Origin of the sequence: Glutamicibacter ardleyensis (genome assembly GCF_014644555.1) — a bacterium.
Lineage (GTDB): Bacteria > Actinomycetota > Actinomycetes > Actinomycetales > Micrococcaceae > Glutamicibacter > Glutamicibacter bergerei.
Genome location: NZ_BMKX01000002.1, coordinates 390828 through 417163, shown reverse-complemented (window position 1 = coordinate 417163; position 26336 = coordinate 390828). Strand labels below are relative to the sequence as shown.

General features: G+C 57.0%; 25 protein-coding genes and 1 tRNA gene. 22 read left to right on the top strand and 4 right to left on the bottom strand.

Going from position 1 to position 26336, the window contains the following annotated elements; genetic code table 11:
• The first annotated feature begins 156 nt into the window (after positions 1-156).
• The 22 genes from IEX04_RS06495 (at position 157) to IEX04_RS06390 (ending at position 21385) form a co-directional block, all read left to right on the top strand.
• Positions 157-357, top strand: a complete 201-nt coding sequence (locus IEX04_RS06495; RefSeq protein ID WP_188684540.1) for a hypothetical protein — start codon at positions 157-159, stop codon at positions 355-357.
• Positions 357-776 (top strand): head-tail connector protein, encoded by a 420-nt coding sequence (locus IEX04_RS06490; RefSeq protein ID WP_188684538.1) that lies wholly within the window; start codon positions 357-359, stop codon positions 774-776. Before IEX04_RS06495 ends, IEX04_RS06490 begins: the two co-directional genes overlap by 1 nt.
• Positions 777-793: 17 nt before the next feature.
• A complete protein-coding gene (locus IEX04_RS06485; RefSeq protein ID WP_188684536.1) occupies positions 794-1096 on the top strand; it encodes a hypothetical protein in 303 nt (100 codons plus the stop codon).
• Positions 1097-1099: 3 nt separating this feature from the next.
• Positions 1100-1459, top strand: coding sequence for a hypothetical protein (locus IEX04_RS06480; RefSeq protein ID WP_188684534.1), 360 nt, complete (start codon positions 1100-1102; stop codon positions 1457-1459).
• Positions 1456-1899 (top strand): minor capsid protein, encoded by a 444-nt coding sequence (locus IEX04_RS06475; RefSeq protein WP_188684532.1) that lies wholly within the window; start codon positions 1456-1458, stop codon positions 1897-1899. The genes IEX04_RS06480 and IEX04_RS06475 overlap by 4 nt, the downstream gene beginning before the upstream one ends.
• Positions 1900-1938: 39 nt before the next feature.
• Positions 1939-2433, top strand: coding sequence for a phage tail tube protein (locus IEX04_RS06470; protein WP_188684530.1), 495 nt, complete (start codon positions 1939-1941; stop codon positions 2431-2433).
• A 28-nt stretch (positions 2434-2461) separates the two neighbouring features.
• Positions 2462-2944: a hypothetical protein gene (locus tag IEX04_RS06465; RefSeq protein WP_188684528.1), complete on the top strand. Its 483-nt coding sequence runs from the start codon at positions 2462-2464 to the stop codon at positions 2942-2944.
• 219 nt (positions 2945-3163) lie between these two features.
• Positions 3164-3496, top strand: a complete 333-nt coding sequence (locus IEX04_RS06460) for a hypothetical protein (protein WP_188684527.1) — start codon at positions 3164-3166, stop codon at positions 3494-3496.
• 9 nt (positions 3497-3505) lie between these two features.
• The gene (locus IEX04_RS06455; RefSeq protein WP_188684524.1) at positions 3506-8458 is read left to right on the top strand and encodes a tape measure protein; all 4953 of its coding nucleotides are present in this window, start codon (positions 3506-3508) and stop codon (positions 8456-8458) included.
• Positions 8459-8467: 9 nt separating this feature from the next.
• Positions 8468-9292, top strand: coding sequence for a phage tail family protein (locus IEX04_RS06450; protein WP_188684521.1), 825 nt, complete (start codon positions 8468-8470; stop codon positions 9290-9292).
• Positions 9293-9300: 8 nt separating this feature from the next.
• Complete coding sequence (locus tag IEX04_RS06445) at positions 9301-9546, top strand: hypothetical protein (protein ID WP_188684519.1); 246 nt, start codon at positions 9301-9303, stop codon at positions 9544-9546.
• 76 nt (positions 9547-9622) lie between these two features.
• Positions 9623-13501 (top strand): hypothetical protein, encoded by a 3879-nt coding sequence (locus tag IEX04_RS06440; protein ID WP_188684517.1) that lies wholly within the window; start codon positions 9623-9625, stop codon positions 13499-13501.
• 8 nt (positions 13502-13509) lie between these two features.
• Complete coding sequence (locus IEX04_RS06435; protein ID WP_188684515.1) at positions 13510-14481, top strand: hypothetical protein; 972 nt, start codon at positions 13510-13512, stop codon at positions 14479-14481.
• 9 nt (positions 14482-14490) lie between these two features.
• Entirely contained in the window at positions 14491-14988 is a 498-nt protein-coding gene (locus IEX04_RS06430; RefSeq protein ID WP_188684513.1) for a hypothetical protein, read from the top strand.
• A gap of 3 nt (positions 14989-14991) precedes the next feature.
• The gene (locus IEX04_RS06425) at positions 14992-17376 is read left to right on the top strand and encodes a DUF4082 domain-containing protein (RefSeq protein WP_188684511.1); all 2385 of its coding nucleotides are present in this window, start codon (positions 14992-14994) and stop codon (positions 17374-17376) included.
• A 9-nt stretch (positions 17377-17385) separates the two neighbouring features.
• Complete coding sequence (locus IEX04_RS06420; protein ID WP_188684509.1) at positions 17386-17721, top strand: hypothetical protein; 336 nt, start codon at positions 17386-17388, stop codon at positions 17719-17721.
• A 19-nt stretch (positions 17722-17740) separates the two neighbouring features.
• On the top strand, positions 17741-19150 hold the full coding sequence (locus IEX04_RS06415; protein ID WP_188684507.1) for a DUF4082 domain-containing protein: 1410 nt from the start codon (positions 17741-17743) through the stop codon (positions 19148-19150).
• The gene (locus IEX04_RS06410; protein WP_188684506.1) at positions 19147-19404 is read left to right on the top strand and encodes a hypothetical protein; all 258 of its coding nucleotides are present in this window, start codon (positions 19147-19149) and stop codon (positions 19402-19404) included. The genes IEX04_RS06415 and IEX04_RS06410 overlap by 4 nt, the downstream gene beginning before the upstream one ends.
• Positions 19401-19772 carry a hypothetical protein gene (locus IEX04_RS06405; protein ID WP_188684504.1) on the top strand — a complete coding sequence of 124 codons (372 nt, stop codon included), beginning with the start codon at positions 19401-19403 and terminating at the stop codon, positions 19770-19772. The genes IEX04_RS06410 and IEX04_RS06405 overlap by 4 nt, the downstream gene beginning before the upstream one ends.
• A 63-nt stretch (positions 19773-19835) precedes the next feature.
• Positions 19836-20828: a peptidoglycan recognition protein family protein gene (locus IEX04_RS06400; protein WP_188684502.1), complete on the top strand. Its 993-nt coding sequence runs from the start codon at positions 19836-19838 to the stop codon at positions 20826-20828.
• Positions 20829-20841: 13 nt separating this feature from the next.
• Positions 20842-21087, top strand: a complete 246-nt coding sequence (locus IEX04_RS06395) for a hypothetical protein (RefSeq protein WP_188684500.1) — start codon at positions 20842-20844, stop codon at positions 21085-21087.
• 10 nt (positions 21088-21097) lie between these two features.
• Positions 21098-21385: a hypothetical protein gene (locus IEX04_RS06390; protein WP_188684498.1), complete on the top strand. Its 288-nt coding sequence runs from the start codon at positions 21098-21100 to the stop codon at positions 21383-21385.
• 282 nt (positions 21386-21667) lie between these two features.
• Here the strand turns inward: IEX04_RS06390 and IEX04_RS06385 are convergent.
• The 4 genes from IEX04_RS06385 to dusB form a co-directional block, all read right to left on the bottom strand.
• Positions 21668-21740: transfer RNA gene (locus tag IEX04_RS06385), tRNA-Asn, on the bottom strand.
• A gap of 54 nt (positions 21741-21794) precedes the next feature.
• Positions 21795-23675 (bottom strand): DNA primase, encoded by a 1881-nt coding sequence (gene dnaG, locus IEX04_RS06380; protein ID WP_096256726.1) that lies wholly within the window; start codon positions 23673-23675, stop codon positions 21795-21797.
• A gap of 68 nt (positions 23676-23743) precedes the next feature.
• Positions 23744-25027, bottom strand: a complete 1284-nt coding sequence (locus tag IEX04_RS06375; RefSeq protein ID WP_096256725.1) for a deoxyguanosinetriphosphate triphosphohydrolase — start codon at positions 25025-25027, stop codon at positions 23744-23746.
• 37 nt (positions 25028-25064) lie between these two features.
• Positions 25065-26261, bottom strand: coding sequence for a tRNA dihydrouridine synthase DusB (gene dusB, locus IEX04_RS06370; protein ID WP_229677035.1), 1197 nt, complete (start codon positions 26259-26261; stop codon positions 25065-25067).
• Between the last annotated feature and the right edge of the window lie 75 nt (positions 26262-26336).

Here is a 26336-nt window from a genome sequence, read left to right as displayed (position 1 = left end):
CAAAGCTAGGCGGTGTGGCGTCAACACGTTACCGGCGCTCATGGAATCAACGTGAAGGTTAACCCGGGGGCTTATGCTTGCCGGTTCCTTTCTACCCCTGCAATGGGCTTTCCTGCGCCACACCGCCTTCATTCCCCTGTGTCAGATGGAGGCGCTATGCAAGTCATCAAATTACCTGAACCTGTAGACGGGCTGATCCTCGGCATTCAATTCCGCAACGGTGTAGGACGTACCAACTCACCAATGGTTGCGTCGTTCTTCGCCAAGTACAAGGGTGCCCGTCTAACTACCCCCAGCGAGGTGCACGCGACCATGGCGCGCATGTTCGCCCGCGAACTCGTCCGGCGTGAAAGCTAATGGCACGCGTCTATGCTTCCACCGCAGAGTTCACCAACTCCGTATGGTGCCCCGAACTAGGTGCACCCACAGGCAAGACCTTAGAACGCCTGTTGCACACGGCCTCAGGCCAAGTGGAACGGCTTACCCGGAACGCGTTATACGACACCGACAATGACGGCCTACCAACCAACCAGGCGATTGCTACGGCATTCCGTGAAGCGACGTGTGCACAGGCTGCATACGCTCACGAAACGGGAGACGTTAGTGGCGCCGGCGTTGGAATGTCGAACATGTCGATAGGTTCCCTCAGCCTGGGTGGCTCAAAAGTACGTGCCGAATCCGTCTCAGACATTCAGACCGCGCTCATGTCCACTGAGTCAGTGGACATCCTCGCTAACGCTGGATTACTCACGGGATGGGTTGGTGACGTGTGGTAGCCATACCAGCGAGGCTCATGCCTCACCAGATCTCCTACAAGCCTTTATTGGGGCAGGGACCCAATGGGCAAGTATTCGGGGCTCCAGTGAACGTTGAGCGGGCATACGTCGAAGACAAGATCCAAGTCATCAAAGGCACCAACGGCGCTGATGTGACTTCAAACAGTTTCGTAGTCGTAGACCCCGATGTGGTGGTACCCGCTGAATCACTGATCACAGTGTGGGCAGGTACCCCGCATGAACGGGAATCAAAGCTTGCGGGATCGAACTACTTCAACCATCCGAACGCACCGTCTCATTCGGTCCTGTACTTGGAGTGACCAATGATCGAAGTCAAAGTAGACATGAATTTTGATCGTGCCATGTTCGGTAGCGGGCCAGGTGCCGCTGCTGCCGCTAACGGTCTGAACATCGCGGCGGAACGGCTCAAAGCCCTCTCCGTCCCACTTACGCCTATCGATCAAGGTCCACTCTCGGCAGGAACGTCCGTCATCCCCGCTACACCGGGGAATCTCTTGGCCAAAGTTCATAACGATACTGTTTATGCTGCCCGCCAGCATGAAGAGCTGGGCTGGAAGCACACGAGCGGACGACAAGCGAAGTACTTGGAGAATCCTGCTGAGGAGAACGCTCAGGAGCTTATGGAGATCGTGGCCGCGCAGATACGGCGGGCCATGCGATGAGCTTCACGACTGATCTTCTCAAAGGTATTGCCCGATTACTCGCTGACTCCGGTATTGGCGAATGGAGCGACGACCCGCAGTTCGTTTATACGGGTGCGCTCCCCGCGATCATCCTGAAACGTGTCCCCGCAGACCCTGACAAAGTGATCGTGCTGTCCGCTTATGGCGGGCCAGACCACGAGTACTTACCGATGAGTGATGTGAGTGTCCAAGTACGGGCACGCGGGGCACGCAACAATCCGACCGGCCCGGACGACATCCTAGACGCGGTGTTCGACCTACTGCACAACGCACGATACGTGCCACTGATTGCCGGTGTCCCGCCAGTCAGTCGCATTCATCGTAAATCGTCTGTCCCCATGGGGGTAGACGGAAACAACCGGTGGGAAGTCGCAGACAACTACAAGATTGCCTGCGCACGACCCACCACGAACCGATAACCCCGCACACTCTCGTGTGCTTCACCTGGAGGCAAAGCAATGTCAGTAACCATCCCAGAGCCTACTGCCGGTAGTGTCGCCAACTCTTACGAGCTGTGCGTAGACATCAACACCGGCCCTGTTGGCACCCCTGCATGGGACAACATCCCAGACATCACCGGCGTAAACCCTACGCCCGCTGCACGAATGGTAGACGTAGCCACCTACGCTCACCACGGCAAGTCCGCACAGTCCAAGGTGGGCGAAGACTTCACCATGGACTTCTCCGTAATGGCGATCCGTGACGAGACCGGCGAGTTCCAGCCATACCTCGTGGCCCTGCTGGCGATCTGCTCCCCTGAGAACGTCGGCTCCGCCGCTGTTGGGCACTTCCGTTACTACGACGAGAAGGGCGCAACCTACGCCTACGAGTTCACCGGCACCGTGAACGACACCCGCGCCAACACCGGTAACGCTGACCCAAACCTGTTCAGCTTCAACATCACTTCGATGGGCGACCGCAAGTCGATTGCCAACCCAAACAAGACCGTCTAGCTGACGCACATCTTCTAAAGGAAAAACCATGAGCACCATAAAGATCAAAGAGACCCCGCTCGGATTGTTGCAGGTAGTGACACCGCGCGGGAAGTTCGACATTGAGCCACTCTCAGCCCGCCAGGGTGCACCACTGGCCTCCATGGTCATGGGCGTATCTTTCGCAGGTGAAGGACTCACTGCCGAAGAGCAGGAGAACATGTACCGGCTCGCGCTAGGTCAAAAGAACTACGACTGGATCATGGATAACCTCCGGTTGCCAGACGCCCAAGACTCATGCAACCTCAGCCTGTTCTGGCAGGTGTCCGGGCTTGAAGCCGCAGAGGCATTCATTGCAGGTGGCGTGGAAAAAGCACTGGAGGTCCACATGGCGCGGATGGGCCTCTCACTCTCGACGATATTGCGCCATTTGGCCGCGGAAAACGAGACCCTGTCACCGGACGATTCGAACGATACGTCTACCCCAAGTCATTCAGAGACGAAATCCAACGTCGATCTGGGCGAGGGGTAGCGGGAGACAAGGAAAACGAGTCTTTCGAATGGCGAAACATCCTGGCCAAATGGAACCTCATTGAAGTTGATCTTCACGAGACCTACGGCATCGACATTCTAGATAAGCCCCTCATGAACGCCCGCACCTATGCATGGTTGCGTCGCCGGATTGAGGGGCTTCTTACTACTGATAGCCGTTTATCAAGGGCTTTCCAACGTACTGAATAGGGAGACCACCATGGGCTACGCCCACTACACACTGTCAGACGGGCGCGAAGCCGGTTATGGCGTGGAAGCAACCTGTGACAAATCCGGGTGCGAAACCAAGATTGACCGCGGCCTTGGCTACCTATGCGGCGACAACCCGGAAGGTCATCGTGACGCTGACGAACCAGGTTGCGGTAACTACTACTGCGAAACACACCGCTACGGCGAGCACGACTGCACGAACGCCGAATGTGGCAAACATTCAGCAGACGGCAACTCGTATTGCGGACTCGTTATAGAGCATGACGGGCCGCACAAAGACACAAACGACGATCTCGAATTCACGGAGACCGAAAGCGAATAGGCGGTAGCAATGAGTGAGTTCACTGTAGCGGACCTGACCGCCAAACTACGTTTGGATAAGGGTACCTTCGATTCTGATCTGGCTCACTCCAAGCAGAACGTACAGTCCTTTGGTGACGGGCTAGCTAACGCTGGCAAGCGCGGCGCGCAGACCCTCAAGAGTGGTCTAACCGCCACGTCTGTCGCCACAGGCGTAGTCGCTGGCACTACCGTTGCTCTGCTCAAGAATCTTGTGCAGACCGGTGGAGCCTACAACATCTTGCAACAGAACTCCCGTGCAGCACTGAAAACCATTATGGGTGGTGGCGAAGCCGCTAACGCTCAGATGGACAAGCTAGACGCGTTCGCACGTAACAGCCCGTTCGCTAAAGACGTGTTCATTGGTGCTCAACAGCAGCTCCTCGGCTTTGGTGTAGAAGCAAAAAAGGTCATCCCCATCATGGATGCTGTCCAGCAGGCCGTAGCGGCCACTGGTGGCTCCTCGCAGGACGTGGCCGGCATCGTGGACATCCTCGCTAAGATCCAGTCCACAGGCAAGATGACCGCGGAAGATTTGAACATGCTCGGCGGGCGCGGCATCGACGCTGCAACCCTCATTGGTCAAGCCATGGGCAAGACCGGCACTGAGATCCGCGAATCCATCTCTAAGGGCACCATAGGCGCTGATGAAGCCCTGGACGCTCTAACCACTGGCATGAAAACTAAGTTTGATGGGGCAACCGCTGCCGTCAAACAGCAGATGACCGGCGCACTAGACCGCGTCAAGGGTGCTAGCCGTGACATCGGCTCCGCCCTCGCTGAACCGTTCATCCGTAAAAATGGTGGCGGGCGCATGGTGGAGTGGACTAACCAGTTCGCTGACCTCCTCCGTGCAGCTGAAAAGCAGGCCGGCCCGCTAGTAACCATGCTGAACCGTCGCATGGGTCCCGCATTCAATAACATCTCCACCTACCTAGTGGACGCTAAGAACGCAGTCAACGGGTTCGACGTGAAAGACCTCGAATGGGGTGTAGCGAAGCTAGCAGGCCACGGCCCCGGCATCGCTGCCGTTGCTACCGGCTTCATGGCCATGGGTACGCAACTGCCGATCCTCCGCAACCTTGGCTTTGCTATCAACCCATTGGCCGCTGGCATCACCGCGCTTGTCCTGGCATCCCCAGAACTGCGAGGCGTACTGTCCGACGCGCTGGCCGCGGGTGAACCGCTGATCCCAGTGTTAGGCGAACTAGCAGGCACCATGTCCGGTGCCCTGAACTCTGCCATTAGTGCAGCCGTGCCACTTCTCGAGTCCGGGGTGGAAGGCCTCGCTGGGCTTGTAGAGGCTGGCATACCTGTCATTGGCTTTGTAGGCGACCTAGTCGAAGGCTTCTCACAGCTCCCCGGCCCAGTGCAACTAGCCGTTGGTGGGATGCTCGCGTTCTCTGCCATGAAGGGCAAATTCGACTGGATCGAAAACCTAGGCTCACGGCTAACTAATACCGCTACCGGTGGGCTAGCTAAGTTCCGGTCCCAAATGGACAACCTGCACAATCTCCAGGCACCGAACATCGAGCAGGCTATGATCCGCCCGCTACAACTCCTAGACCGCCAAGTATCACTCACCGCAGACAACTCCCGTCGTGGATTTGCTCGCATCGTTGACGGGGCACGTGTCGCAGGCAAGGGCCTTGGCTCAGGGCTCAAGAACGCCCTCGGCGGCGTGATGAGCGTATTCGGTGGCCCGTGGGGGCTAGCAATTGGTGCAGGCGTTGCAGCACTTGGCGCTTACTCAGCCGCTCAAGCTGAGGCGAAAGCCCGCGTGCAGGAATTCAAGGGCACCCTGGATGAAGCTACAGGCGCTATCACTGACAACACAGACAAGATGGTGGCCAACGCGCTAGCCGGCGACACCGGCGCCAAGGGCTTCTACTTGTTCAACAGTGGTGCTGAGTCTGTCGCTGACACCCTCGGCATCCTAGGTAAGAGCGTGCAAGACACCGCGTCCCTTGTATCCAAGGGTGGTGCTGATTATGACGGCATGATCAAACAGCTGGAGCAGTACAACACTGCCATGGCTGCAAGCACGACGCAGACCGACAACTTCGGAAACGTGATTGCCTCCGGCGACGGTGGGCAGGCACTGGAGAACTGGCGTATGTCCATGGGGCTTACCAGTGAAGCGATGTCTAAGCTATCGACTGTGGACATGACGCACCTTATCGGGGCGCTCAAGACACAGCGTGAAGCTATCGCAGGATCTTCCGACGAGTGGGCTCGTGCAAACGACTCCATGAGCGCGGCGCCGGAAGTGCAGTCTCGGATTTCCGAAGCTATCAGTGCCGTGGGTGACTCCGCAGCAGATACGACGACCCGGCTTGAAGCTTATAAGTCGATCATCGATGCGCTGAATGGTGTAGTCCCAGATCAAGAGGAGCAACAGCGTAAGCTGGCAACCACCTCACGCACCCTGGGTGAATTCTTTGGTGAGACCGGTGAGAACGGCAAGAAGCTCCACAAGGGGCTGATTGACGCTAAGACCGGCGCGGTGGAGTTCTCAGACGCGGGCGACCGCCTCATGGGTATGCTGACACCGTTGCAGGATCAAGCGCTAGCCGCCGCTCTCGCTGCCTCGGACCATGAGAAAGCACTCGGCAACGAGGCAGGAGCCGCAGCCGCCGCAGACGCAGCACTGGAGCCCTACCGTGCACAGATCCGAAAGTTGGGTGAAGACGGAAAGATCTCCAAGGGTGAAGCGGAAGCGCTCTCCAAGACGCTATTCGGTATGCCAGGTGAAACATCCGTAGCTATCACTGACGCTGGATCTGCTGAGGCCTTGTCTATCAAGCTTCAAGAACTGTACAAGCTCGTCATGGCCTCACCTGATGGTGAGATCAGCATCGATGACAACTCACCGGAAGTACGGGCCGGGTTGGAAGCTCTCGGCTTCAAAGTGGAGACGCTACCTAACGGGCGTATCAAGGTCACGGAAACTGGCACAGCTGAAACTGGCAACAAGATCGACGCAACAGCGAAGAAAAAGCGCACAGCGACGATTGGGGCTAAGGCCGCTAAGGAAGCCGCAGAGAAAGCACTCAACGGCACTGCGTCCAAGAAACGCACGGCCACGATCTTCGCGACCGCTGCCACAGGTGATGCTAACCGGCAACTAGACAACGCTGCCCGTGATCGAACCTCACGTATCCGTGTGGTCACAACCAACGTCACGTATGAAAGTACGGGGCGTGGTGGCTCTGGTGGTATCACTCGTGCAGCTGGTGGCCCCGTTCGTGGTCCCGGTACTGGCACCTCTGATGAAGTCCCTGCAATGCTCTCCAATGGTGAGCACGTGTGGACTGCCTCGGAAGTTCAAGCTGCCGGTGGCCAATCGCAGATGTACAAGCTCCGCTCTATGGTCCGTCAAGGCCTCCTAGGCGTGAAGGCGTTCGCTAAGGGTGGTGCTGTCTACCGCGTGAAGAACGGAGATACCCTCTCCGAAATCGCGCAACGGTACGGCACTACGTGGCAACAGCTCGCGAAGTCGAACAACATCAAGAACGCGAACCGTATTCATGTGGGCGACTCAATTACCGTCCCATCGTCAAGCGGTGGTGGCGGGTCTAGTTCGTCTGGTAAGGCTAAGGCTCAGCCGGCGAAGAAACGCAACGTCAAAAAGGTGGACACAAGCGGTTGGACGAACTCGCAGTTCGCCCAACGTCAAGCAGATGTCTACGCCGATCAGATCGAAGACATCCAGGCCACGGTCAAGTCCCGTAAGGCCGCAGTGAAAGCTGCCGAATCCCGGTACAACAAAGCTAAGGGCAAGAACAAGACCACGGCTAAGAAAGCACTGGACAGGGCAGAGAAAACGCTGAAAACGTCTGAGGCAAAGCTGGACAAAGTACAGCAACGGTTGCAGGATCAGAAAGCCAAGACCGCCCGCTTGTACGAGCTGGAATATGATCTCCGGCAGGATCTCCGCCGTGGTGAAGTGCAGGACGCTTTCACTTCCGGTGGGGGCATGTCGCAGGTAGACCGGCTCTTGGATCTGTCCCGCAACACTGACCTGTCCCGTGGCAAACGCAGCCAAGCGGGCGCTACAGGCCGCAACGCTGAACGCCAACTCCTCAAGCTGGAGAAAGCCGCTGAACGAGTCGCTACCCGTCTAGACACGGCTAACGACAAGTACGCGGAACTCCTCGGCGTGAAGAACCAGGTCAAGGATCAGCTCTCAGGTGAGTTTGGCTTTGACACGTTGCTCTCAATGGACACGTTGAAAGACGGCCCTTTGAACGCCGGAATGATCCTCAGCGGTGCGAAGCAGAAAGCATCCCAGATCCGTACGTTCGCCAAGAAATTGGATGACCTACGGAAAAAGGGTTACTCATCGCTGATCATCCAAGAGGTTGCAGCCCTCGGCACGAATGAGGGCACGTACGTTGCTGATGCTCTACTCGCCGGTTCTGGCGGGGATGTAAAGCAGATCAACAAGTCATTCCAGGACATCGAAAAGTACGCGGGTCATGCTGGCGACAACGTCACTAAATCCATGTATGAAGGCGGTATCCAAGCAGCACGCGGGCTCGTGAGGGGTCTTGAAGCTGAGCAAAAGAACATCGAAAAGGCCATGGAAAACCTAGGGAAGCTGATGGAGCGGGCACTGAAACGTGCTCTCGGCATCCGCTCCCCGTCACGGGTAGCCATGGACATTTCGGGGAACTTCGCAACCACGCTGAAAGACAACCTGATCAAGATGACACCCGCTGTCGGTGTCGCTGCAACTGGTTTGGGTGGCGCTATCGCTCAAGGTACCCAGCAGGCAGCGAAGCAACCGCAAATCGCTCAGAACACGATGAAGCGACTCACCACGGAAGAACAGGAAGCGTTGAACGGCCCACGGGTTGTTCAGCACAACAAGTTCTACTACCCAATCGCTGAGCCCACGTCTAAGGGCGTGGAGCGTGCGAACCAACTAGCTAACTTGTAGGAGGTCCGCATGTACACGGTCGATGGATTAGGGCCGGAAGGCGCCGGCTGGTTGCTCTTCATCACAGGGTCCGGTATTCGAGGGACCTCTGGCCGTGTAGGTGGGTTGCTGGAGCTCCCCGGCATGGACGGCGGTATTCCCCAAATGGGGGCGCCGTTCATGCCTGGGACTCTTACCCTCCGCTACAGAATCCTTGTGAGTACTCACGAGGAGTTCATGGCGATAATCGAGAAGTTCAATGGTGTGTTTGGGCAGCGACGGAAGCTGTTGCCCATCACCCACGCCTACAGTGGCTCGGTATCGAGGATGAACTATGGGACGGTGCTGGAAACGATTGTTCCTGAGCCTGTCTCTAATGATTATGCCTACTACCAGGTGACGTTGACGCTACCTGAACCGTTCTGGCGTTCTCCTCTGACCTACACGATCCCAACCCCAGCACTCACTGAAACCCTGACCGCGCAGATCCTCACAAATCTGGACGGGACAGGGCCAATCAATGACGCACTGATCCGCGTCAAGGGCGCGTTCTCCACAGCGGTAGTTGAGGACTATGTGACCGGCGACCGCATCACAGTGAACACGCCGTTGACCGCGACACAGTACGTGGTCATTGACTGTGCTAACTGGACTGCCCGCCGTGTCACCACAGACACGTGGACAGGAGGCACCGACATAAGCGCTCTGGTGTCCTCCAATAAGGGACGCGGCCCAATGCTCACTCTGGAGCCGGACAACGTCATCAACGCCGGACGGTACCGGCTACGTGTCCAAGCCACTAACCCGGCATCCTCCCCCGTTGCGGAAGTACGCGCGCGAAAGTCATACCACTAGGAGAAACAATGAGCATTTCATTCCCCATCGTTGGGACCACAGCCCCTACCGTCCCAGGCCGGTACGACGGCGACAAATACCACCACATCGCAAATGACCATATCGAGGGTATCTACGACTGGGACGGCACTCACTGGGTGCCCCGACAGATAGAGCACTTGTCTTTGGACTCAATCGACGTTGGGCGCAGCAACGTTGGATTCATCCCCGTTGAATCCGGGCATTCGCTGATGCAACACAAAAACCGCAACTAAATAAGGGGGACCCTTGGAAACTCGCGTTCTGATAACTTCACCATTTGCTAGCGACTTCCAAGTAGTCCCTCACTTTTTGTCTGCACAGGTGGTGTGGCCGTTCCGGGATAAGTCCACGATGAACCTGCACTACCCAGAGGCGGGCGTGAAGTCCGGGCTGCTGAACAGTGAGTGCGAGGCCGTCTATGAGTACTTTGACGGTACGAACTGGGTTGAGCCACTAGATTCCCGGTTCCGCCTGTCCGGTAAGGACCGGGACCGTCTGGAGCAAACACCGACAACCCGTTTTGATTTCATCTCGCTCATCCCGTCAATGTTGGAATCTGCTTATGTGTGGGATGACGGTGGTATGGAAACCGACACGGACGGGAATATTCTTTTCTCTGCCGCGTCACCGGGCCGGATACTGCGCACCCTCATCCTGAACGCACAGACCCGCGGGTGGGGCACCGCCCTGGACATGGACTTCACGGATACCCGCGACTCAAACGGCGCACTGTGGACTAGCTCCATCAACCTCTCGCTGAATCCGACACAGACCCTTTTCGAAGTACTGTCCGCGCTCGGCAATCAAGGCGTCGTGGACTGGGCTGGGCAAGGCCGCACTTTGCGGGTATTCAACCCAGATACTTTCTTAGGCCGTGATCGTACCGCCATACGCTTACTCGCAGGGCAGGGCGAAACCTCGGCCCCTGAGCAGACTTCATACCGTGACCGTGCCACCGTGCTACGTGTCGTGGGTGAATCTGGAGAGAAATGGGACCGGCCTAACGGCACTAGCCCGTGGGGCCGGCTGGAGTCCATAATGTCTGCCGGTGGTGTCGCTGATCAAGGCACCGCGTTCCTCCTCTCTGACGAGGAGCTACTGAAACTCTCTGGCGCTCGCGTGTCGCGCACCCGCGAATTCGACCAGGACTCTAAGTACCTCCCTCACCGGGATTACCGTGCGGGCGACCACGTAAGCTACCAGACTGGCACGGGCATGGAATCCATGCGCGTGTTCTCCCTGTCTGTGACAGTGGAGAATCGACTCACCGGCTACGCGGTGCTGGGTGACCGTTTTGAGGACGCGCTCATAGCCGCGGCCCGCAAACAGAACTCACTGGTTATTGGCCGTGTGAATGGTGGCAACGGGCAGCAACCCTCCCCAGAGTCTGACACTCGCACGCCTGCTGTGCCTGCCGGATTCCTCGGCTCATCGTCCGCATACATGGACGCTGAGGGTAACGAGATGGGGCAAGTCTCCCTAGGGTGGACGCACACTGGGAAAGCTACTGACGGAACGGCAATTGAGATTGACCGTTTCGAATTTATGACGCGTGTCTCCGCAGTGGGTGCGAAATATAAGAGTTTCCGCTCGGTGCCAGGTGCTGAACGTGCAGCGTCGTTCTCACCTATTCGGGTGCGTAAAGAAAACAACTCCCCTGAGTTCTATGACTACGCGATCCGCGCGGTAGCTGCAAGTAGCCGTGTGTCCCCGTGGGTGTATCTCAACGGGCTGATGATGGAGACGGACACGACGCCTCCGCCTGTGCCGTCTGCACCGGTGGGCGTGGCCTCGTACGGCACTGTCATTGTCACCTGGGACGGGCTCGGCGCAGGTGGCGAAACTATGCCACCGGACTTCCTGCACACCGAGACAGAGGTGGGGACTAGCCCCGCTGGGCCGTGGCAGTTCGCAGGTAACTTTGAGCGCGCTGGCGCGTTCCCTATCCCGTTCAAACTGGACTATGGCACCTACTGGTTGCGTTTGCGTTCAGTGGACCGTGTAGGGAACAAATCCGAATGGTCTGCCCTCTCCGAAGTCACCACTACACCATTGGTGGATCTCCCAGATGTTCACGATCTGATTGACGAGTGGAATCAGAAACTAGCCGAAGCCCTAGACGGTGTAGGCCAAGCACTGAACTCAGCTAACGGCAAGAACAAAGTCACTCACTCAACATCGTTGCCAAGCATCAATGGTGGCGAGGTTGACGGGGATGTTTGGTGGCGGTATTCCAACAGCCAAATGAACATTCTCATTGGTACGTGGCAGTTCTCTGGCGGGGCATGGAAACCACACTCTTTCGGGCACCAAACATTGGACTCCATCGACCTGGGCAAAGCCACGGTGGGAATGCTTGACGGCATTTACATCAAGGTCAAATCCTTGTCTGCCGAACATATTATGGTTGGCGACTTCACGAACCTCACCACAATTGACCCGCTCGCTAACGTAAACGTCACCACCCCCGCAGCTTTCAGCACGGTGGCCGCTGGCGGGTACACGTACAAAGCAGACGGTGGATCTGAATACCTCATGTTCCTAGACCAGACCGGCCCTGTGCCGTTCGAATCTGGGGACTGGTTGCGTGTGTCGTTTGACGCGCTGGCAACCACTGAGGTGGATGTGCCTACTACCTTGTTTGTGTACCCGAACAAGACCGGAATTTCTGGGTCTGTCTCGGCAGCTGGCGAAACCGTAACGATCACCCCGACTGTGCAGCATTACGCATTCGATATTGAGGTCCCCGACCTGTCATCTATTGGTGGCGGTCGTTCGTGGATTCTTGGTCTTGTGGGTGCTAACGCTCGTGCGGTAGGTGTGCGTAATGTGCGTGCGTACAAGAAAACCAACGCAACCACCATTGCTCCTGACTCGATCCGTACCCCAATGCTGGGCGCGGACATCATCGAGGCGTACCACATCAAGTCCAACACCATTGAGACTGACAACATGATTGGCGGCTTCGCTGACTTCATCGTGATCTCAGGCTCGTTGATCCAGACCCGCATTCTCGCTGACCGTGGCATCAAGCTAGACGGCTTCGATAACCGAATGCGTGCCTGGAATGACCTTGGCGAACAAACACTGAATATCAACGGTGAATCCGGTGATATTTGGCTGGGCAAGGGTGGGCAGTTCCGTGTTTGGGGCGATACCGGCGACACGTGGATAGGCAACGGCACATTCAAGGTTGACGGCACTACCGGCAGTCTTGATATTGGGTACGGCAAGTTCCTAGTTGACGGCACTACGGGCAACGTCCTCATGGAGAACGCCACACTGACAGCCGGCGTGGTACGCACAAGCTCAACAGCTAACCGTGGACTACGCATGGACTCCAACGGGCTCCGTGGGTGGAACACAGACGGTGTACAGCGTTTCTCGTTGGACCCGAACACGGGGCGCATCGTAGCTGAGGGTGAGTTCTCAACATCGACCGCTGGTCGTAGGGTCCGTATCTCTGATACGAACCTCACCGCAGCAGTTGCGATGTATGCAGACGAGACCGACAAGCGCGGTTCAATCTACGCAGTGAAACCCGAATCATCGAACCAGGTTCAGACTGTCTACCGTATGCACGGGGACGCTTCACAGGCGTTTGCATTCCAGTATGCGATGACTGAGAACACCTGGCGTATCGGCACCAACGATACTGAGTTCTTCATTGGTTACGGGCCGTCCGGCGCTCCTACGGCGGATACCTACGTTGAGTCTCCGGTGATCTTTGCCCGCGGGTATAGCCTCACCGCCAATATGGTGATCACGTCTAACGGGATTATCGGCATGGCTACCTCGGCGGCACGGTACAAGCTGGACGTGCAACCGCTCGAACTGTCTGACCAATTGTTGGATATAGAGGTCAAGGACTGGCTAGACCGCACCACGCGTGAGGAACAGCTCGAACTCGACTTTATGGGTGTCCGCACCATGGAACAGCAGGAACGTTTCGAAAACCGGGCACCGGAAGTTCGTATACCGGGTGTTATCGCTGAGCACGTAGCGGCGGTACCAGGCGGACGTAGTTTCGTGGCTTTCAACGCTGACGGTGAAGAGCAATCTGTAGCGTATGACCGTTTGGCTATCGCTCAAATCGCTGTACTCAACCGGCAGTTGAAAGAGGAGCGTGCCCGCAGCGACGGGCTCGAAGATCGCCTAACCGCACTCGAAGCACTACTAACCAAATAGGGGGTACCGTGGCGCGCACAGTGAACTTTGACTTCACCACAGGGCCAAACCCTGCCACCACCGGCAGAATCATCATGGCTGGCACCCAGCTAACCAATGACGGGCCTAGCATCACACTCCCACCCACCTATGTGGCGTACCTCGTTGGGGGGTTGGCATCCATCCCGGATGTGGTGCCAACCCCCACAGACGGGTCTTGGAAGTATCAAGTAAAGCTTGAACCGGACACCGGCGGTGCGTTCTGGTGGATCGTCTCCGTATCGAATCTGACAACCCCAGTAAACTTCAACGCCCTGCCCGTCACTGAATCCATTGCCATGCCGATAGACCGCACCGGCACGCAACTTGAAACGTGGATGAACTCAGTACGGGCGCAGGCAAACGCAGCGAACATCAACGCTACTAACGCCCTCGCGCTCATTGAGGAATACCACGGAGGCTCAGCTAGCCCAACAGAGTTTGAAGCTGTAGACAACTGGGACAGTAAGAAAATTGTTACCTACTCAGACGGCACTGTGCGGGCAATCCCTTACGGCGACATGCCACCTGGACAGCCCGCCACCCCCGGCGCTGTAGCAGGCTCCACGCTTATCACGGTCACTTGGACTCTCGCAGCCGCTGCACGGAAAATTCAACTACTCCGCAACGGCACCGTCATCTATACAGGAGACAGCACCCGGTTCGTGGACCGCGCTGTGACAGACGGTGTGACCTACACGTACACGCTCATCGCCTTTGACCAGTGGAACCAACGCTCCGTACTTTCAGGGTCCGCTACAGCCGCCGCTGACTCGGCGCTAAACCTCACCCCGCAGTGCATCGTCACATGCTGGCCTAACCCGCTACCAATGAACGGCACCGGAATTATCCGAGTCACAGGCACTGACGGTGAAGCGCAGAACCTCGCGCTCACTTTGGGTATAAGCGTCGGGACTATCAAGACGACCCGCGACCCATCTAAATGGATCTACACAGCTTAGGAGAAACCAGTGGCAAGAATCATTGGGCACGCCCATTGGGTGCTCACCAACCCTGACGGGACCATTGCTGGACAGGGCGAAACACACAACATTGTCACAGCCAACGGCGAACAGGTGTATGCGAAGCGTGGCGCCGGCCTAGCAACCCCACCCAACGAACCAATCGGGATGAAGCTCGGCACAGGCTCAACTACCCCATCACGTACCGGGGCCGGGTCAACCCTCGCCACGTATCTGTCCAACAGCCATAAGCTATTTGATTCTGGATTCCCTACGGTCACCACACCATCGGGAACCACGCGCGTCACCTACCAGTGCACGTTCGCAGCGGGCAAAGCAACCAGCGCGTCACCGATCACCGAAGCGGTAATCGTAAACAACGCGCTCGCAGATTCCGACTCGGCAGCATCCAATGTCGTCGCCCGCGTTTTGCTCTCCGGCATCCCCAGTAAATCAGCTGCACAGGAACTTATCGTGACGTGGACGCATGACCTAACAGGAGGATAACCCTTGGCTATTTACAGCATCTTCGGGCAAGCCGCACCCACCGGGATTACCCTGGACGCTGGAACCGAACCAGTCAACTTGGCCACGGGATTCTATGTTGTCGGCGTCGCGGGCTGGCGCGCACGCGGCGCACGCGTGTGGGTCCCAGCCGGCGCAGTAGTTTCACCGACCGGGCACAAAGCCTACTTATGGTCTGGGAAAGACATGGCAACCGCTACCTTGCTAGCGACAGCGGACTTCGCTAGCTTCGGGGCAAACAAGTGGAATGAAGTAGAGTTCAGCACCACCTACGCACTGACTGCGAGTAGCTATTACTGGGTCTCGGTCTACTTCCCAGACGGTGGATTCGGTGCCAAATCATCCGTGTTCTCAGGGAGCGTCCAAGCCCCAGGAGGCACACCACTCTACGGTGCAGCGGATTCTGAAATGGTCCCCGGCAATGCCGCCTTTGCCTATGGCTCTGCTGGCGCGCGAACGGTCATCAAAGCCAACGCGGCAGGTTGGTATGGCGTAGACGTCATCGTTGATGACGGCACCGGTGGCGCTAGTGAAGCGTACATAAGTTCCGTAGCTATCACTGACAGTGTGAACGCTTACCGTTCGGGCGGCGCTGCAACCGTCATTGCTACGGGAACAGCAAAGGACGTTCTCAACGTCACTGACACAGACGTGAAGACATTCAACCTCGATGGGGACGCACGCCGCACCGTACGTCGCTCAATGTGGGAAGACCGCATCAACCTAAGCTCCATGCAGTACGTGGACAGCACCTACGGCCCAGACTTCACCAGCGCTGAACCTAACGAGTTCGGTGTGGAATTCATGGTGCAAGCACCCGTGACCATCATTGGATCACGCATCTACAAACACCCCGAAGCGGCAGGAACCATCCCCGTCACCCTTTGGTCACCCGCTGGCGCAGCATTAGCCACGGCGACGATGAACTGGTCAGCAGACGCAGGAGGCTGGCGAGAAATCCTATTCCCGTCACCTGTAGCTGTATCCCCAGATACCCGGTACGTGATGAGCTACTTTGCGGCTAATGGCAAATGGTGTCAGAACGTATGGGTCTACAACGATATGAACTACTATGAGTGGCCATTCTTTGTAGAACGCTACCTTGAGACATCTACCGGTAAATCCGGGGCATCACGTGTGGGTGGACTAATCACCAGTGAGCACGTCTACCCAACCGGCGTACTGCCACACAACTACTACGTGGACCCCATCGCGCAGTGGGTGGAGAGTGAAGCCGGACCCGGCCCCAACTACTTTGATCAGTTCCCGAACGGCGGGAGTTCATTCGAGATCCCCATGGCCGTGTTCTACCCCGACCCCCCATGGTTAGAGGACTATGCCAGCATCGGAGTGAACACCGCTTGTGGTGTGCCGATCAACGTGCCAGGGTACCGTGAATCAATTCTTGCATCCGGCATGGACATTTTCGCATCGTCAGATGACGGAGTTGCCACGCAGGAGACAGTACTTGCAGACCCGGCAATATCCGCACGTGTCAAAGGGTATTTCTTGTGGGATGAGCCGGACATGGTCCACAACGGCGGCACCCCAGACCAGCTATGGACCCGCTTATCAAATATTAGGCATGTGGACTCTAGCCGACCTATCGTGTTGAACCTGGGCCAGTGGCCCGCTCAGTCAATCAGCTATCAGTGGTGGCCGGTTGGCGCCAAGGTGGATGACGTTACCCCTATGTGGTACGGGTATGGAGAAATACCAGATGTAATCTCTTGCGACTGGTACAACATCACCAAACCCCGCCTCGGAATCTGGACCATGCCAAAACAGGTACAGAAAATGCGTCAACTTTCGCACGGGCGAATCCCCGTATGGGCGTACGTAGAAACGTGCCCCATTGAAACGTCCAACCCATCCCCAGAGCAGATGAAGCGGGCCGTGTGGGCTGCGTTCATCGCAGGGGCTACCGGGATAGTGTTTTTCGATCACCGGTTCGATGAGTTGTGGCACGGGCGCGGGCAGGACTTCGCTTCATCGCTACATGATCCACCAATGCGTGCAGCAGTCCAAGAAATCTGTGCACAAGCCCAGTCGCTAGCGGGCGCTATCAAAGCCAGCCCGCTACAGCTAGTCATCAACGTGGCAAGCACCAACACAACGGCGGGACCAATGGGTGGAACATACGGTGTACCTATCCAACAGACCAGCCGACGCTATGGGCCGTACACATTCGTATTCACCCAGTCCATCCGCCCCGGCACTACAACTGGCACATTCACTGTGCCAGACGCAGCCGGAAAAACTATCACCGTGCTGGGTGAATCGCGCACCCTCACCGCAAACGGGTCCGGGACATTCTCTGACACGTTCAGCTCGGATTACGAGTACCACCTTTACCGGTACACAACATAGGAGGCTATCGTGCCAATCCAAACCACCGCACAAAAGAACACCCTCGCAACCGCTTACGGTGCTGCTGCAACGCATGGTGCTGTGTACACCACCGCACCGGGAGCGACCGCAGGCACTGAACCGACTGGCGTGTACGCGCGTAAGCCACTCACCTGGAGCGCGCCGGCGAACGGAGTCATCACCGCCTCGGCAACGTTCGATATACCTTCCGGGGTAACCGTCGTGGGAACCGGCGTCCACTCCGCGCTCACCGCAGGAACGTACTTGGACGGTGAGGATGTCACCGCGCAGGCGTTCGCATCGCAGGGAACACTGACGGTGAATTACACCTACACGCAGGAATAGTAGTTAGGGGGCTGTCGGCATGGCTGAATATGAGCTATTTACAGAAACCCCAACGTCCGGTGCCAATGCCGATTCGTCGGTTACGGTTGGGTGCGAGTTCCGCGTAGACACTGCATGTGAGCTTTCCGGTGTCAGGTACTTTCACCCAACAGGCGGCAACCTGAATGCACGAACCATGGGCGTGTTCTCGATGTCTTCCGGCGCGCTCGTCGCTGGCCCATATGTGATGCCTATAGGGGTACCTGGGACGTGGTGCGAGCTAACGATTGGCTCGACGGTCGATCTCGTCCCAGGGTATTACCGTGTGGGCTGTTTGCACCCGGCAGGTGACTACCCATTTACATCTAGCTACTTCGATAACATTGATGACACCCCACGAGGTCCAATCACCCTACTCTCAACCTTTTCGGTTACAGGTGGGGCTCAAGGTAGCTACTCGTATGGGGCCTCTCTAACTAATCCCACTTCGCATGGCGGTGGCGGTAATTTCTGGTCAGATGTCACTGTCTCAGATGCTACCGGTGGCGGGGAAGACTACACGGCTAGTGCCAACCTATCCGGGGCTGGGCAACTTGCCAGGGTAATAACAGTGGCGTTCAACAAGGCGCTGAGCCTCAGTGGCGCTGGGCAACTCAGCGGGGCTGTGGTCCCGGTACTATCCACCGCTGTGGCGTTGTCCGGGGCTGGCATAGCGTCATCCTCGCTCACACCGCATATTGCAGTCACCGCGGGAATGTCCGGGGCCGGGAACCTGCAAGCTGGCGCAGAGAGCGCGCGCGTTGTCAGCGTGGATCTTTCCGGCACTGGCGACCTCCTGGGCATCATGCACCCATCATGGGTTGAACAGGCCAACTTGAATGGGGCCGGCGAACTCTCCACAAGCGTCACCCCCGCAGCGACCGTGGACATTCCATTCACGGGCGCTGGCACGCTAACGGCAGACATCCACAGCATCGGCAAGACCGACGTCCAGCTGACAGGCGCCGGCGAGCTAATCGCCGGAGCATCCCCAGCAGTGTCCACTCTCGGAGAATTGACTGGCGCCGGGGTGCTGCAACCCATAGTCCATCCTCACCCGACAGTGGACGTGGATCTCGCAGGCGACGGACAACTAACAGCTACCGCTGATAACAGTCGCACCGTAACAACCCGTCTTGACGGTGCTGGAACCCTATCCACCAGCGCCATAACGGCAGTCACGATCACAACCCACCATGACGGTATCGGCACGCTTACCACTACCAAGCGCATTGCAACCAATACGCAAACCTCATTTGGCGGGATAGGAACACTCACCATCGACCTACCAGACTCACGGCGTGACATTACCGTAACCGCTACCCTCACATCCCCCCAATGGGAGGCCCAACTTATTACGAAACCACGCAATGCGGCACTTCCGTCCCGCAGATGGAGCGCAAACCTATGAGCACGTATCTCAAAGAGTCCATCGAATTTCAACAGATACTCGTCACAGTAGACGGGCAACCTCGTACAGACTTCCAAGTGTCCCTCGTGTCGTATGGGCAACGCCCCGGCGAATGGGCGGCAAACGTCGAAGTAGACGGCAAGCACGGTGTCATGATCGAAAATCTTGAACCGGGAGAGTACTGGATCTATACCAAAGTTGAGGACAACCCCGAAACCCCAGTTCTTCTAGCTGGGCGGGTGTACATCCGATGAGCCCCGAATGGTTCGTACCATTAGCCGCACTCATAGGTGCCGTGCTTGCTTTCGCTGGCGGGCTCGTAGGGCACTTATTCACCGCGAAGAAAAACCGGGCAGATGCACAATCTGATCTGATCGACCAGATCCAGGAGGAACGCGACCGGCTGGACAGGAAATTGGAAGCCGCGGAAACACGGCATTCCAAAGACATCAACCAGCTAAATATTAGGATCACCGGATTCTATGCGGACAAGTCAGCGTCCCGTGGCTACATAAACATGCTGAGGGCTCGTGAAGCCGAACTCATGGCACACATCATGCTCGGCAACCCACCCCCACCACCTGGCGCGTCACCTGAACCCCCTGACGGTTATGTGCCCTAACCCCACAGCCTCACACCATCCGGTGTGGGGCTTTTGCTTTACTCGAAAGATTGGAGTCACCCCGTGACTGTCAAAATGCCAGGTGTGGTTTGGAAGCCCATCAGCCGGAACTACACTAAGCGCCGTCGTGCCCGCACTGACTGCGTCATCCTGCACATTGCAGTGACCGAAGCATCCAGCCTCAAAGGTTGGTTCAATAACCCATCAGCCGGCGCATCCAGCCACTTCTACGTCCGTCGTGACGGCACCATTGAGCAGTACATGGGCGCCGAGTACATCAGCTGGGCTAACGGTGCAGGTAACAGCCGGTCCATCACCGTAGAGACCCAGGGTATGGGCACAGGCTCATGGACTGGCCCGCAGGTGAAGTCGCTGGCTCGTATCTGCTCGTTCGCACACGAGAAGTTCGGTGTACGCACCAGCCTCATGCAGAACTCCCTCCCATCGTCTAAGGGCATTGGCTACCACCGCCTCGGCGTCAACCCGTGGCGTGTGAATGGCGGTGAGCTCTGGTCATCGTCGCGTGGCAAGATCTGCCCAGGCTATGACCGCATCCCTCAGATTCCGACTATCGCAGCCAACGCTGCCGGGGGCACCTACGCGCCGGTAGCTAACCCTGAGAAGCGTCCGGTGAAGAATCCGAAGCCGGTACAGGGCACCAAGAACAAGCACTTGTCCAAGGCACAGGTAAAGAATGTTCAGCGTGCGCTGGCCACATGCGGTATCTACCGCGGCAAGATCGACGGTGTAGCCGGCCCGGTAACCGAAGAGGCTATCGAGTACTACCAGCGCAACCAGCTCTGGGGCAACCTCGTTGCAGACGGCATGTGGGGTCCGGTCTGCGTTGCTCACTACAAGTGGGTGAAGCAGCTCCAGACCGCCATGAACAACTGGAAGGGCTCCAAGATCGCCGTAGACGGAGACTACCGCAAGGTAACCCGTGCCCGCGTCGAAGACATCATGGAACGCAACCACGGCGGCGCATACAAGGGCGTCATCGACGCTAAGCCGGGTCCAGTGTTCTGCAAGATGCTCGAAATCCCAACCCACCCATAACGAGGAGTCCACCATGCAACCGACAGTTGGACGCACAGTGCACTATCAGTCCTACGGCACCCCAGGCGGTGAATATCTGCCGGAACCGCGCGCGGCAATTGTGACCAGCGTCGAAGGTGCCATAGAGGACGCAGATGGTGTCGTGACGCAGTATTTGTCGCTGGCAGTCCTAAATCCGACCGGATTTTTCTTCAACCTCGCAGTCCCTTCCAGCCCTGAACCTAAACCCGGTCATTGGAACTGGCCACCAATCGTCTAAGGAGACAACAATGCTCATCTCAATACTACGAACGTTCATCCCCTATGTGTGGGGCATTGTCGTAGGCTCTCTGCTCTCCGCAGTGCCTGTGCTGGAGCCTCTGCGTGAGCAGTTGCTAGCGTATGGTGACCTGGCCGTGCCAGTGATCGCTGCAATCCTCGCTGGGCTTTGGTACACGCTGTGGCGGTGGCTGGAGCCTAAGCTCCCTGTGTGGCTTGTCCGTGTTGTTCTCGGCTCTGCACAGGCACCGTCCTACGATACTGGCGGTTACGAGCCAGAGGGCACCCTAGGCGCATAAAGCTTCTCCGGTAGCTCCGGGGAGTCGCGCGGTAGCGACTGGACTGCCGCAACGCCCGCTCTGCTGAGTCCTAGGCCACCAGCAGAGTGGCACCACGTGAAAGACCCCCGAACTCATTATGAGTTCGGGGGCTCTTTTCTGTGCCTATGGTGCACGAATTTACACACCGATTACCCTAATGTGCATGGAATTTACGACTAATAAGCGTCTAAAACAGGCGTTTTACCGGAAAATAAGAAAGCCCCTCACCTGCATTAGTGCAGGTGAGGGGCTTCTTTTCGGCTCCTCCAACTGGACTTGAACCAGTAACCCTTCGATTAACAGTCGAATGCTCTGCCAATTGAGCTATGGAGGAATGCAACGAGATATAACTTTACCCGAAGCTCAACTAAAAACCAAAACCAGATACTTAGGTGCCCCGGAGTATTCGCCGGCGCATTTCAAGTTCCATTAGTTCCCTGTTGATCTGGGCGTATTCCTCACCCTCAGGTTCCATTTCGGCACGTTGCAACCGCCCAATAAGCTCCGCCTTGCGGTGTGTGATTTGAAGCTCAATCAGACCATTGATGATGTCGGAGCAATAGCGTGCAAGGTTATGTTCATCCGATGCCGGAATACTCGTCACCGCGACCTCGGAGACGTAGGAACGCAGCTGCTCCGGAACCTCATCACGAATGACTTCAACCCATGACGAAGCAGAAGCTCCGGCGGCGCTGGCGGCCACGATGCCGTCATGCACTGCTGCATGCACTGGAGCCATGAAACGAGCCTCGTAGAAGGCCTGCCACTGTTCTTCGTTGAGCCGGTGCGGCTGCTGAATCACTACTTCCAGTGCCTGTCGTTCTAATCGCATGACCGGGTCGCGACTATCGGGGCGCTCAAAAGCGTTAGCCGATGCTTGTTGCCCCTGTCCTTCGCTCTGGTTACCCCGGGTATCTGGCGGAGTATTTTTTGGCAGCCTGGCTCGCTTGATGGAGGCCGCCACCGAACGGTTGACGTCTTCGTTGTTCATTCCCAACCAGCCGGCAAGTTCCCTCGCGTAGGCCGGGCGAATCGACGAATCACGAATTTGTGCAACGATGGGTGCGGTCTGCCGCAAGGCCTGCACTCGTCCCTCGACGGTATTCAAATTGAACTTCTTCAGCTCGGCACGGATCGCAAATTCAAAGAGCGGGCGTTTTAGTTCTATGAGTTCGCGGACGGCCTCATCACCGCGATGCAATCGTAGATCGCAGGGGTCTGCGCCATTTGGCTCCACGCACACATAGGTCTGCGCGATAAAACGCTGGTCTTCGTCGAAGGCACGCAATGCGGCTTTCTGTCCGGCGGCGTCACCATCAAAGGTGAAGATGACTTCACCACCGGTGCCATCATCTTGCAGGAGTCTTCTGGCTATTTTGATGTGGTCGGTACCAAAGGCCGTGCCACAGGTAGCGACCGCCGTTGTGATGCCCGCAAGATGGCAAGCCATCACGTCCGTGTACCCTTCAACCACCACGATCTGTCTGGTCTTGGAAATCTGCTTTTTTGCCAGATCCAGGCCATAAAGAACTTGAGACTTCTTATACAACTGTGTTTCAGGGGTGTTCAGGTATTTAGGTCCCTGATCATCGTCGTAGAGTTTACGTGCACCAAAACCGATGGTGGCTCCGGACAGGTCGCGGATGGGCCACACTAAACGCCCACGGAAACGGTCATAAATTCCGCGGTTTCCTTCCGCGAACATGCCAGTTAGTTTCAATTCTTCGTCAACGAAGCCTTGAGCACGCAGGTGCTTGAGCAACGCGTCCCAACCCTTGGGTGCATATCCGACGGAGAAGTCCGCAGCAGCCTGTGGTTCAAAACCACGCCCACTGAGGAAGTCACGGGCGGTCTGAGCTTCTTCGGAGGCCAGCTGGGCCTGGAAGAATTCCTCAGCTACCTTGTGTGCATCGACCAGGCGCTGACGCTTGCCATAGTCTTCGCGGCGTGGCCCGGTGCCACCATCTTCGTAGTGCAGTTCGTAGTTGATACGAGCGGCCAGTGACTCGACGGTTTCGGAGAAAGATGAGTGATCCATCTTTTGAATGAACGCGAACACGTCGCCCGATTCACCACAGCCAAAGCAGTGAAAGGTTCCCAGCTGGGGACGAATGTGGAAGGACGGACTGCGTTCGTCGTGGAACGGGCACAGTCCTTTATAGGAGCCCACGCCCGCAGATTTGAGCGTGACGTAGGATTCGACGACCTCGCGGAGGTCGATGCGGTTACGCACCTCGTCGATGTCTTCTCGTTTAATCAGCCCTGCCATGATTCCCATTCTAAGAAGTTGCGCTCGGCATAGGCCGAGCGCGTCACGGGCTGTGCATGAAGCTCAGCCTAGAAAAGCTTTGGTTCGTAACTTTCGCCTTTGACCAGCGACGCATGCCATTCCAGCGCCGAAGCGTCGGTCAGTGAGGCCACCTGGTCGATGACCACGCGCAGTCGTCCTTGTTCATTCGCGGCATCCTTGTAGTCCGCAGCGAAGATCGGTTCGAGGTATTTATCTTCATTATCCGACAATAGATCCACTAGATCAGTCAGTATTTGCCGTTGATTCAAATACATCGGCTGAAGCTCTTCTTTAGTCATCACGAAGTTTGCGGCAATACCCTTCATCACCGCAATCTCGTGTTCGGTCTCCTCCGGGACGATCAGCTGTGCGTTGTACCGGGTGAGGTTTCCCTGCCCAAACTCGCTGCGCGTGGCATCCATTGCTGCCTGACAGAACCGTCCAATAAATTGGCTGGTCATGTCTTTGAGCGCGGCCCGTGCTCGGCGCGAACCATCTGCATGGGAAACCCATTCTGCTGATGCTTCTAGCCGCGTCAGGGCCGCATCGATATCCGACTCATCCGTGGTGGGCAGGTACCAATCCTTGGTCACCTGCAACGCACGGTCACGTACCGAAGATTCCAACAACCAACGCAGCTGAAAGCGTCCGCCGACAATAGCGTCTTCCACGTCATGGACCGAATAAGAAATATCATCGGCCAAGTCCATCACTTGGCCTTCCATGCACACTCGTCCAGGGACCGAATCCGGTCCACTACGCAACCAATCAAAAACCGGCTGGTCATCGGTGTACACACCAAACTTCTTGGTCTGCTTTCCATTGCGCAGCGGTGCCTCTTCGCGTAACCAAGGGTATTTACACGACGCGTCCAAGGCAGCCCGTGACAGGTTTAATCCTGCCGAGTGTCCGTTGTGCCGAAAAGTTTTAGTTTCCAAGCGGGTCAGCAAGCGCAGGGTCTGCGCGTTGCCTTCAAAACCGCCAATGTCTTTGGCCAGTTTATTTAATGCTTTTTCACCGTTATGTCCGAAGGGTGGGTGCCCCAGGTCATGGGCAAGACAGGCGGTATCAACGATGTCTGGATCACAGCCCAATGCCGCGCCGAGTTCGCGTCCCACTTGCGCTACTTCCAAGGAATGAGTCAGCCTGGTGCGCACAAAATCGTTGAGCGTCGGAGAGACCACCTGGGTCTTGGCGCCCAGCCGGCGTAGCGCCGAAGAGTGCAAAACCCGAGCGCGATCACGTGCGAACGCGGTGCGATACGACTTCTTAGCCGGCTCGGGTACCCAACGTTCCTGATCAGCTTCGGTATATCCGTTGATCTGGGTCATATTACGAGTCTAGTGACCTTTTGGGTCACTCGCTGACTTATCCACCGGAGATGTCTAACTCAGCGGCCTTAATCATCACTCGGTGCTCGTCACTCATCTCCCGAGTGGACAACCATCCGTCGGGTAGGTGAGTTTTCTTCGGCGTTCCGGCGCGGCCGCGAGTTCCTTCTGCGGCCGTACCCGGGTAACCCAGATCGAGATCGAGTTCATTCAGCAGTTCACGCAGTCGTTCCAAGGAAGGCACCTGCGCCAGCTGTGAGCGAATGTCGCCACCGACCGGGTAGCCCTTGAAGTACCAGGCGATGTGCTTGCGAATATCGCGCATCCCTTTGCCTTCATCTTCAAAGAATTCGGCCAGCAGTTCCCCGTGACGGTACACGGTATCGGCGACCTCACGTACACCGGGACGGAACCGATCGGCGCGGCCTTCGAAGGCTGCCTGTAGGTCACCAAACAGCCACGGACGACCCTGGCAACCACGGCCAATAACCACTCCGTCTACACCGGTCTGTTCGACCATCTCGATCGCGTCTTCGGCACTGAAAATGTCGCCATTGCCCAAGATTGGCATATCGGGTATTGCTTCACGCAGGGTGGCGATGGCTTCCCAATCGGCCTTGCCCGCATAGTACTGACGCGAGGTGCGCCCGTGCAGGGTTACTGCGGCGGCGCCGTGGTCACGAGCGATCTTGGCTGACTCGATATACGTCAGGTGATCGTCGTCGATGCCTTTGCGCATTTTGATGGTCAACGGCACCTCGCCCTTGGCGGCCTCCGAGGTGGCAGCTTCAATGATGGAGGTGAACAGATCCGTTTTCCACGGTAGCGCCGCTCCCCCGCCCTTGCGGGTCACCTTGGGAACCGGGCAACCGAAGTTCAGGTCAATGTGGTCCGCTCGGTTCTCGTCGATCACCATGCGCACCGCGGCGCGCACGGTGTTCGGATCCACCCCGTAAATCTGGATGGAACGGAAGTCTTCATCCGCGTCATGGGAGATGATGCGCATCGATTCGGTATTACGTTCTACCAAAGCGCGTGCGGTCACCATTTCGGTGACATACACGCCACCACCGTATTCGCGGCACAGTCGACGGAACGCCCGGTTGGTAATGCCTGCCATCGGAGCCAAGATCACCGGTGTTTCAATGGTGTGCTTGCCCAGTTGCAATGGAGGCAGTTCGAGGGTCGGAACGTCGGTCGACGTACTAGTTTGGGTGGGAGAAAGAATCGTCACTAAACAAGTATCTCAAATATGAGCAAATCGCGGGTGAGATCTTTATCAATTCGGAACATTTCATTGCTAGGTTAT

Coding starts and splice junctions, on each gene's coding strand:
- IEX04_RS06495 (WP_188684540.1), top strand. CDS start 157: ATGCAAGTCATCAAATTACCTGAACCTGTAGACGGGCTGATCCTCGGC.
- IEX04_RS06490 (WP_188684538.1), top strand. CDS start 357: ATGGCACGCGTCTATGCTTCCACCGCAGAGTTCACCAACTCCGTATGG.
- IEX04_RS06485 (WP_188684536.1), top strand. CDS start 794: ATGCCTCACCAGATCTCCTACAAGCCTTTATTGGGGCAGGGACCCAAT.
- IEX04_RS06480 (WP_188684534.1), top strand. CDS start 1,100: ATGATCGAAGTCAAAGTAGACATGAATTTTGATCGTGCCATGTTCGGT.
- IEX04_RS06475 (WP_188684532.1), top strand. CDS start 1,456: ATGAGCTTCACGACTGATCTTCTCAAAGGTATTGCCCGATTACTCGCT.
- IEX04_RS06470 (WP_188684530.1), top strand. CDS start 1,939: ATGTCAGTAACCATCCCAGAGCCTACTGCCGGTAGTGTCGCCAACTCT.
- IEX04_RS06465 (WP_188684528.1), top strand. CDS start 2,462: ATGAGCACCATAAAGATCAAAGAGACCCCGCTCGGATTGTTGCAGGTA.
- IEX04_RS06460 (WP_188684527.1), top strand. CDS start 3,164: ATGGGCTACGCCCACTACACACTGTCAGACGGGCGCGAAGCCGGTTAT.
- IEX04_RS06455 (WP_188684524.1), top strand. CDS start 3,506: ATGAGTGAGTTCACTGTAGCGGACCTGACCGCCAAACTACGTTTGGAT.
- IEX04_RS06450 (WP_188684521.1), top strand. CDS start 8,468: ATGTACACGGTCGATGGATTAGGGCCGGAAGGCGCCGGCTGGTTGCTC.
- IEX04_RS06445 (WP_188684519.1), top strand. CDS start 9,301: ATGAGCATTTCATTCCCCATCGTTGGGACCACAGCCCCTACCGTCCCA.
- IEX04_RS06415 (WP_188684507.1), top strand. CDS start 17,741: ATGGCTGAATATGAGCTATTTACAGAAACCCCAACGTCCGGTGCCAAT.
- IEX04_RS06410 (WP_188684506.1), top strand. CDS start 19,147: ATGAGCACGTATCTCAAAGAGTCCATCGAATTTCAACAGATACTCGTC.
- IEX04_RS06405 (WP_188684504.1), top strand. CDS start 19,401: ATGAGCCCCGAATGGTTCGTACCATTAGCCGCACTCATAGGTGCCGTG.
- IEX04_RS06395 (WP_188684500.1), top strand. CDS start 20,842: ATGCAACCGACAGTTGGACGCACAGTGCACTATCAGTCCTACGGCACC.
- IEX04_RS06390 (WP_188684498.1), top strand. CDS start 21,098: ATGCTCATCTCAATACTACGAACGTTCATCCCCTATGTGTGGGGCATT.
- dnaG (WP_096256726.1), bottom strand. CDS start 23,675: ATGGCAGGGCTGATTAAACGAGAAGACATCGACGAGGTGCGTAACCGC.
- IEX04_RS06375 (WP_096256725.1), bottom strand. CDS start 25,027: ATGACCCAGATCAACGGATATACCGAAGCTGATCAGGAACGTTGGGTA.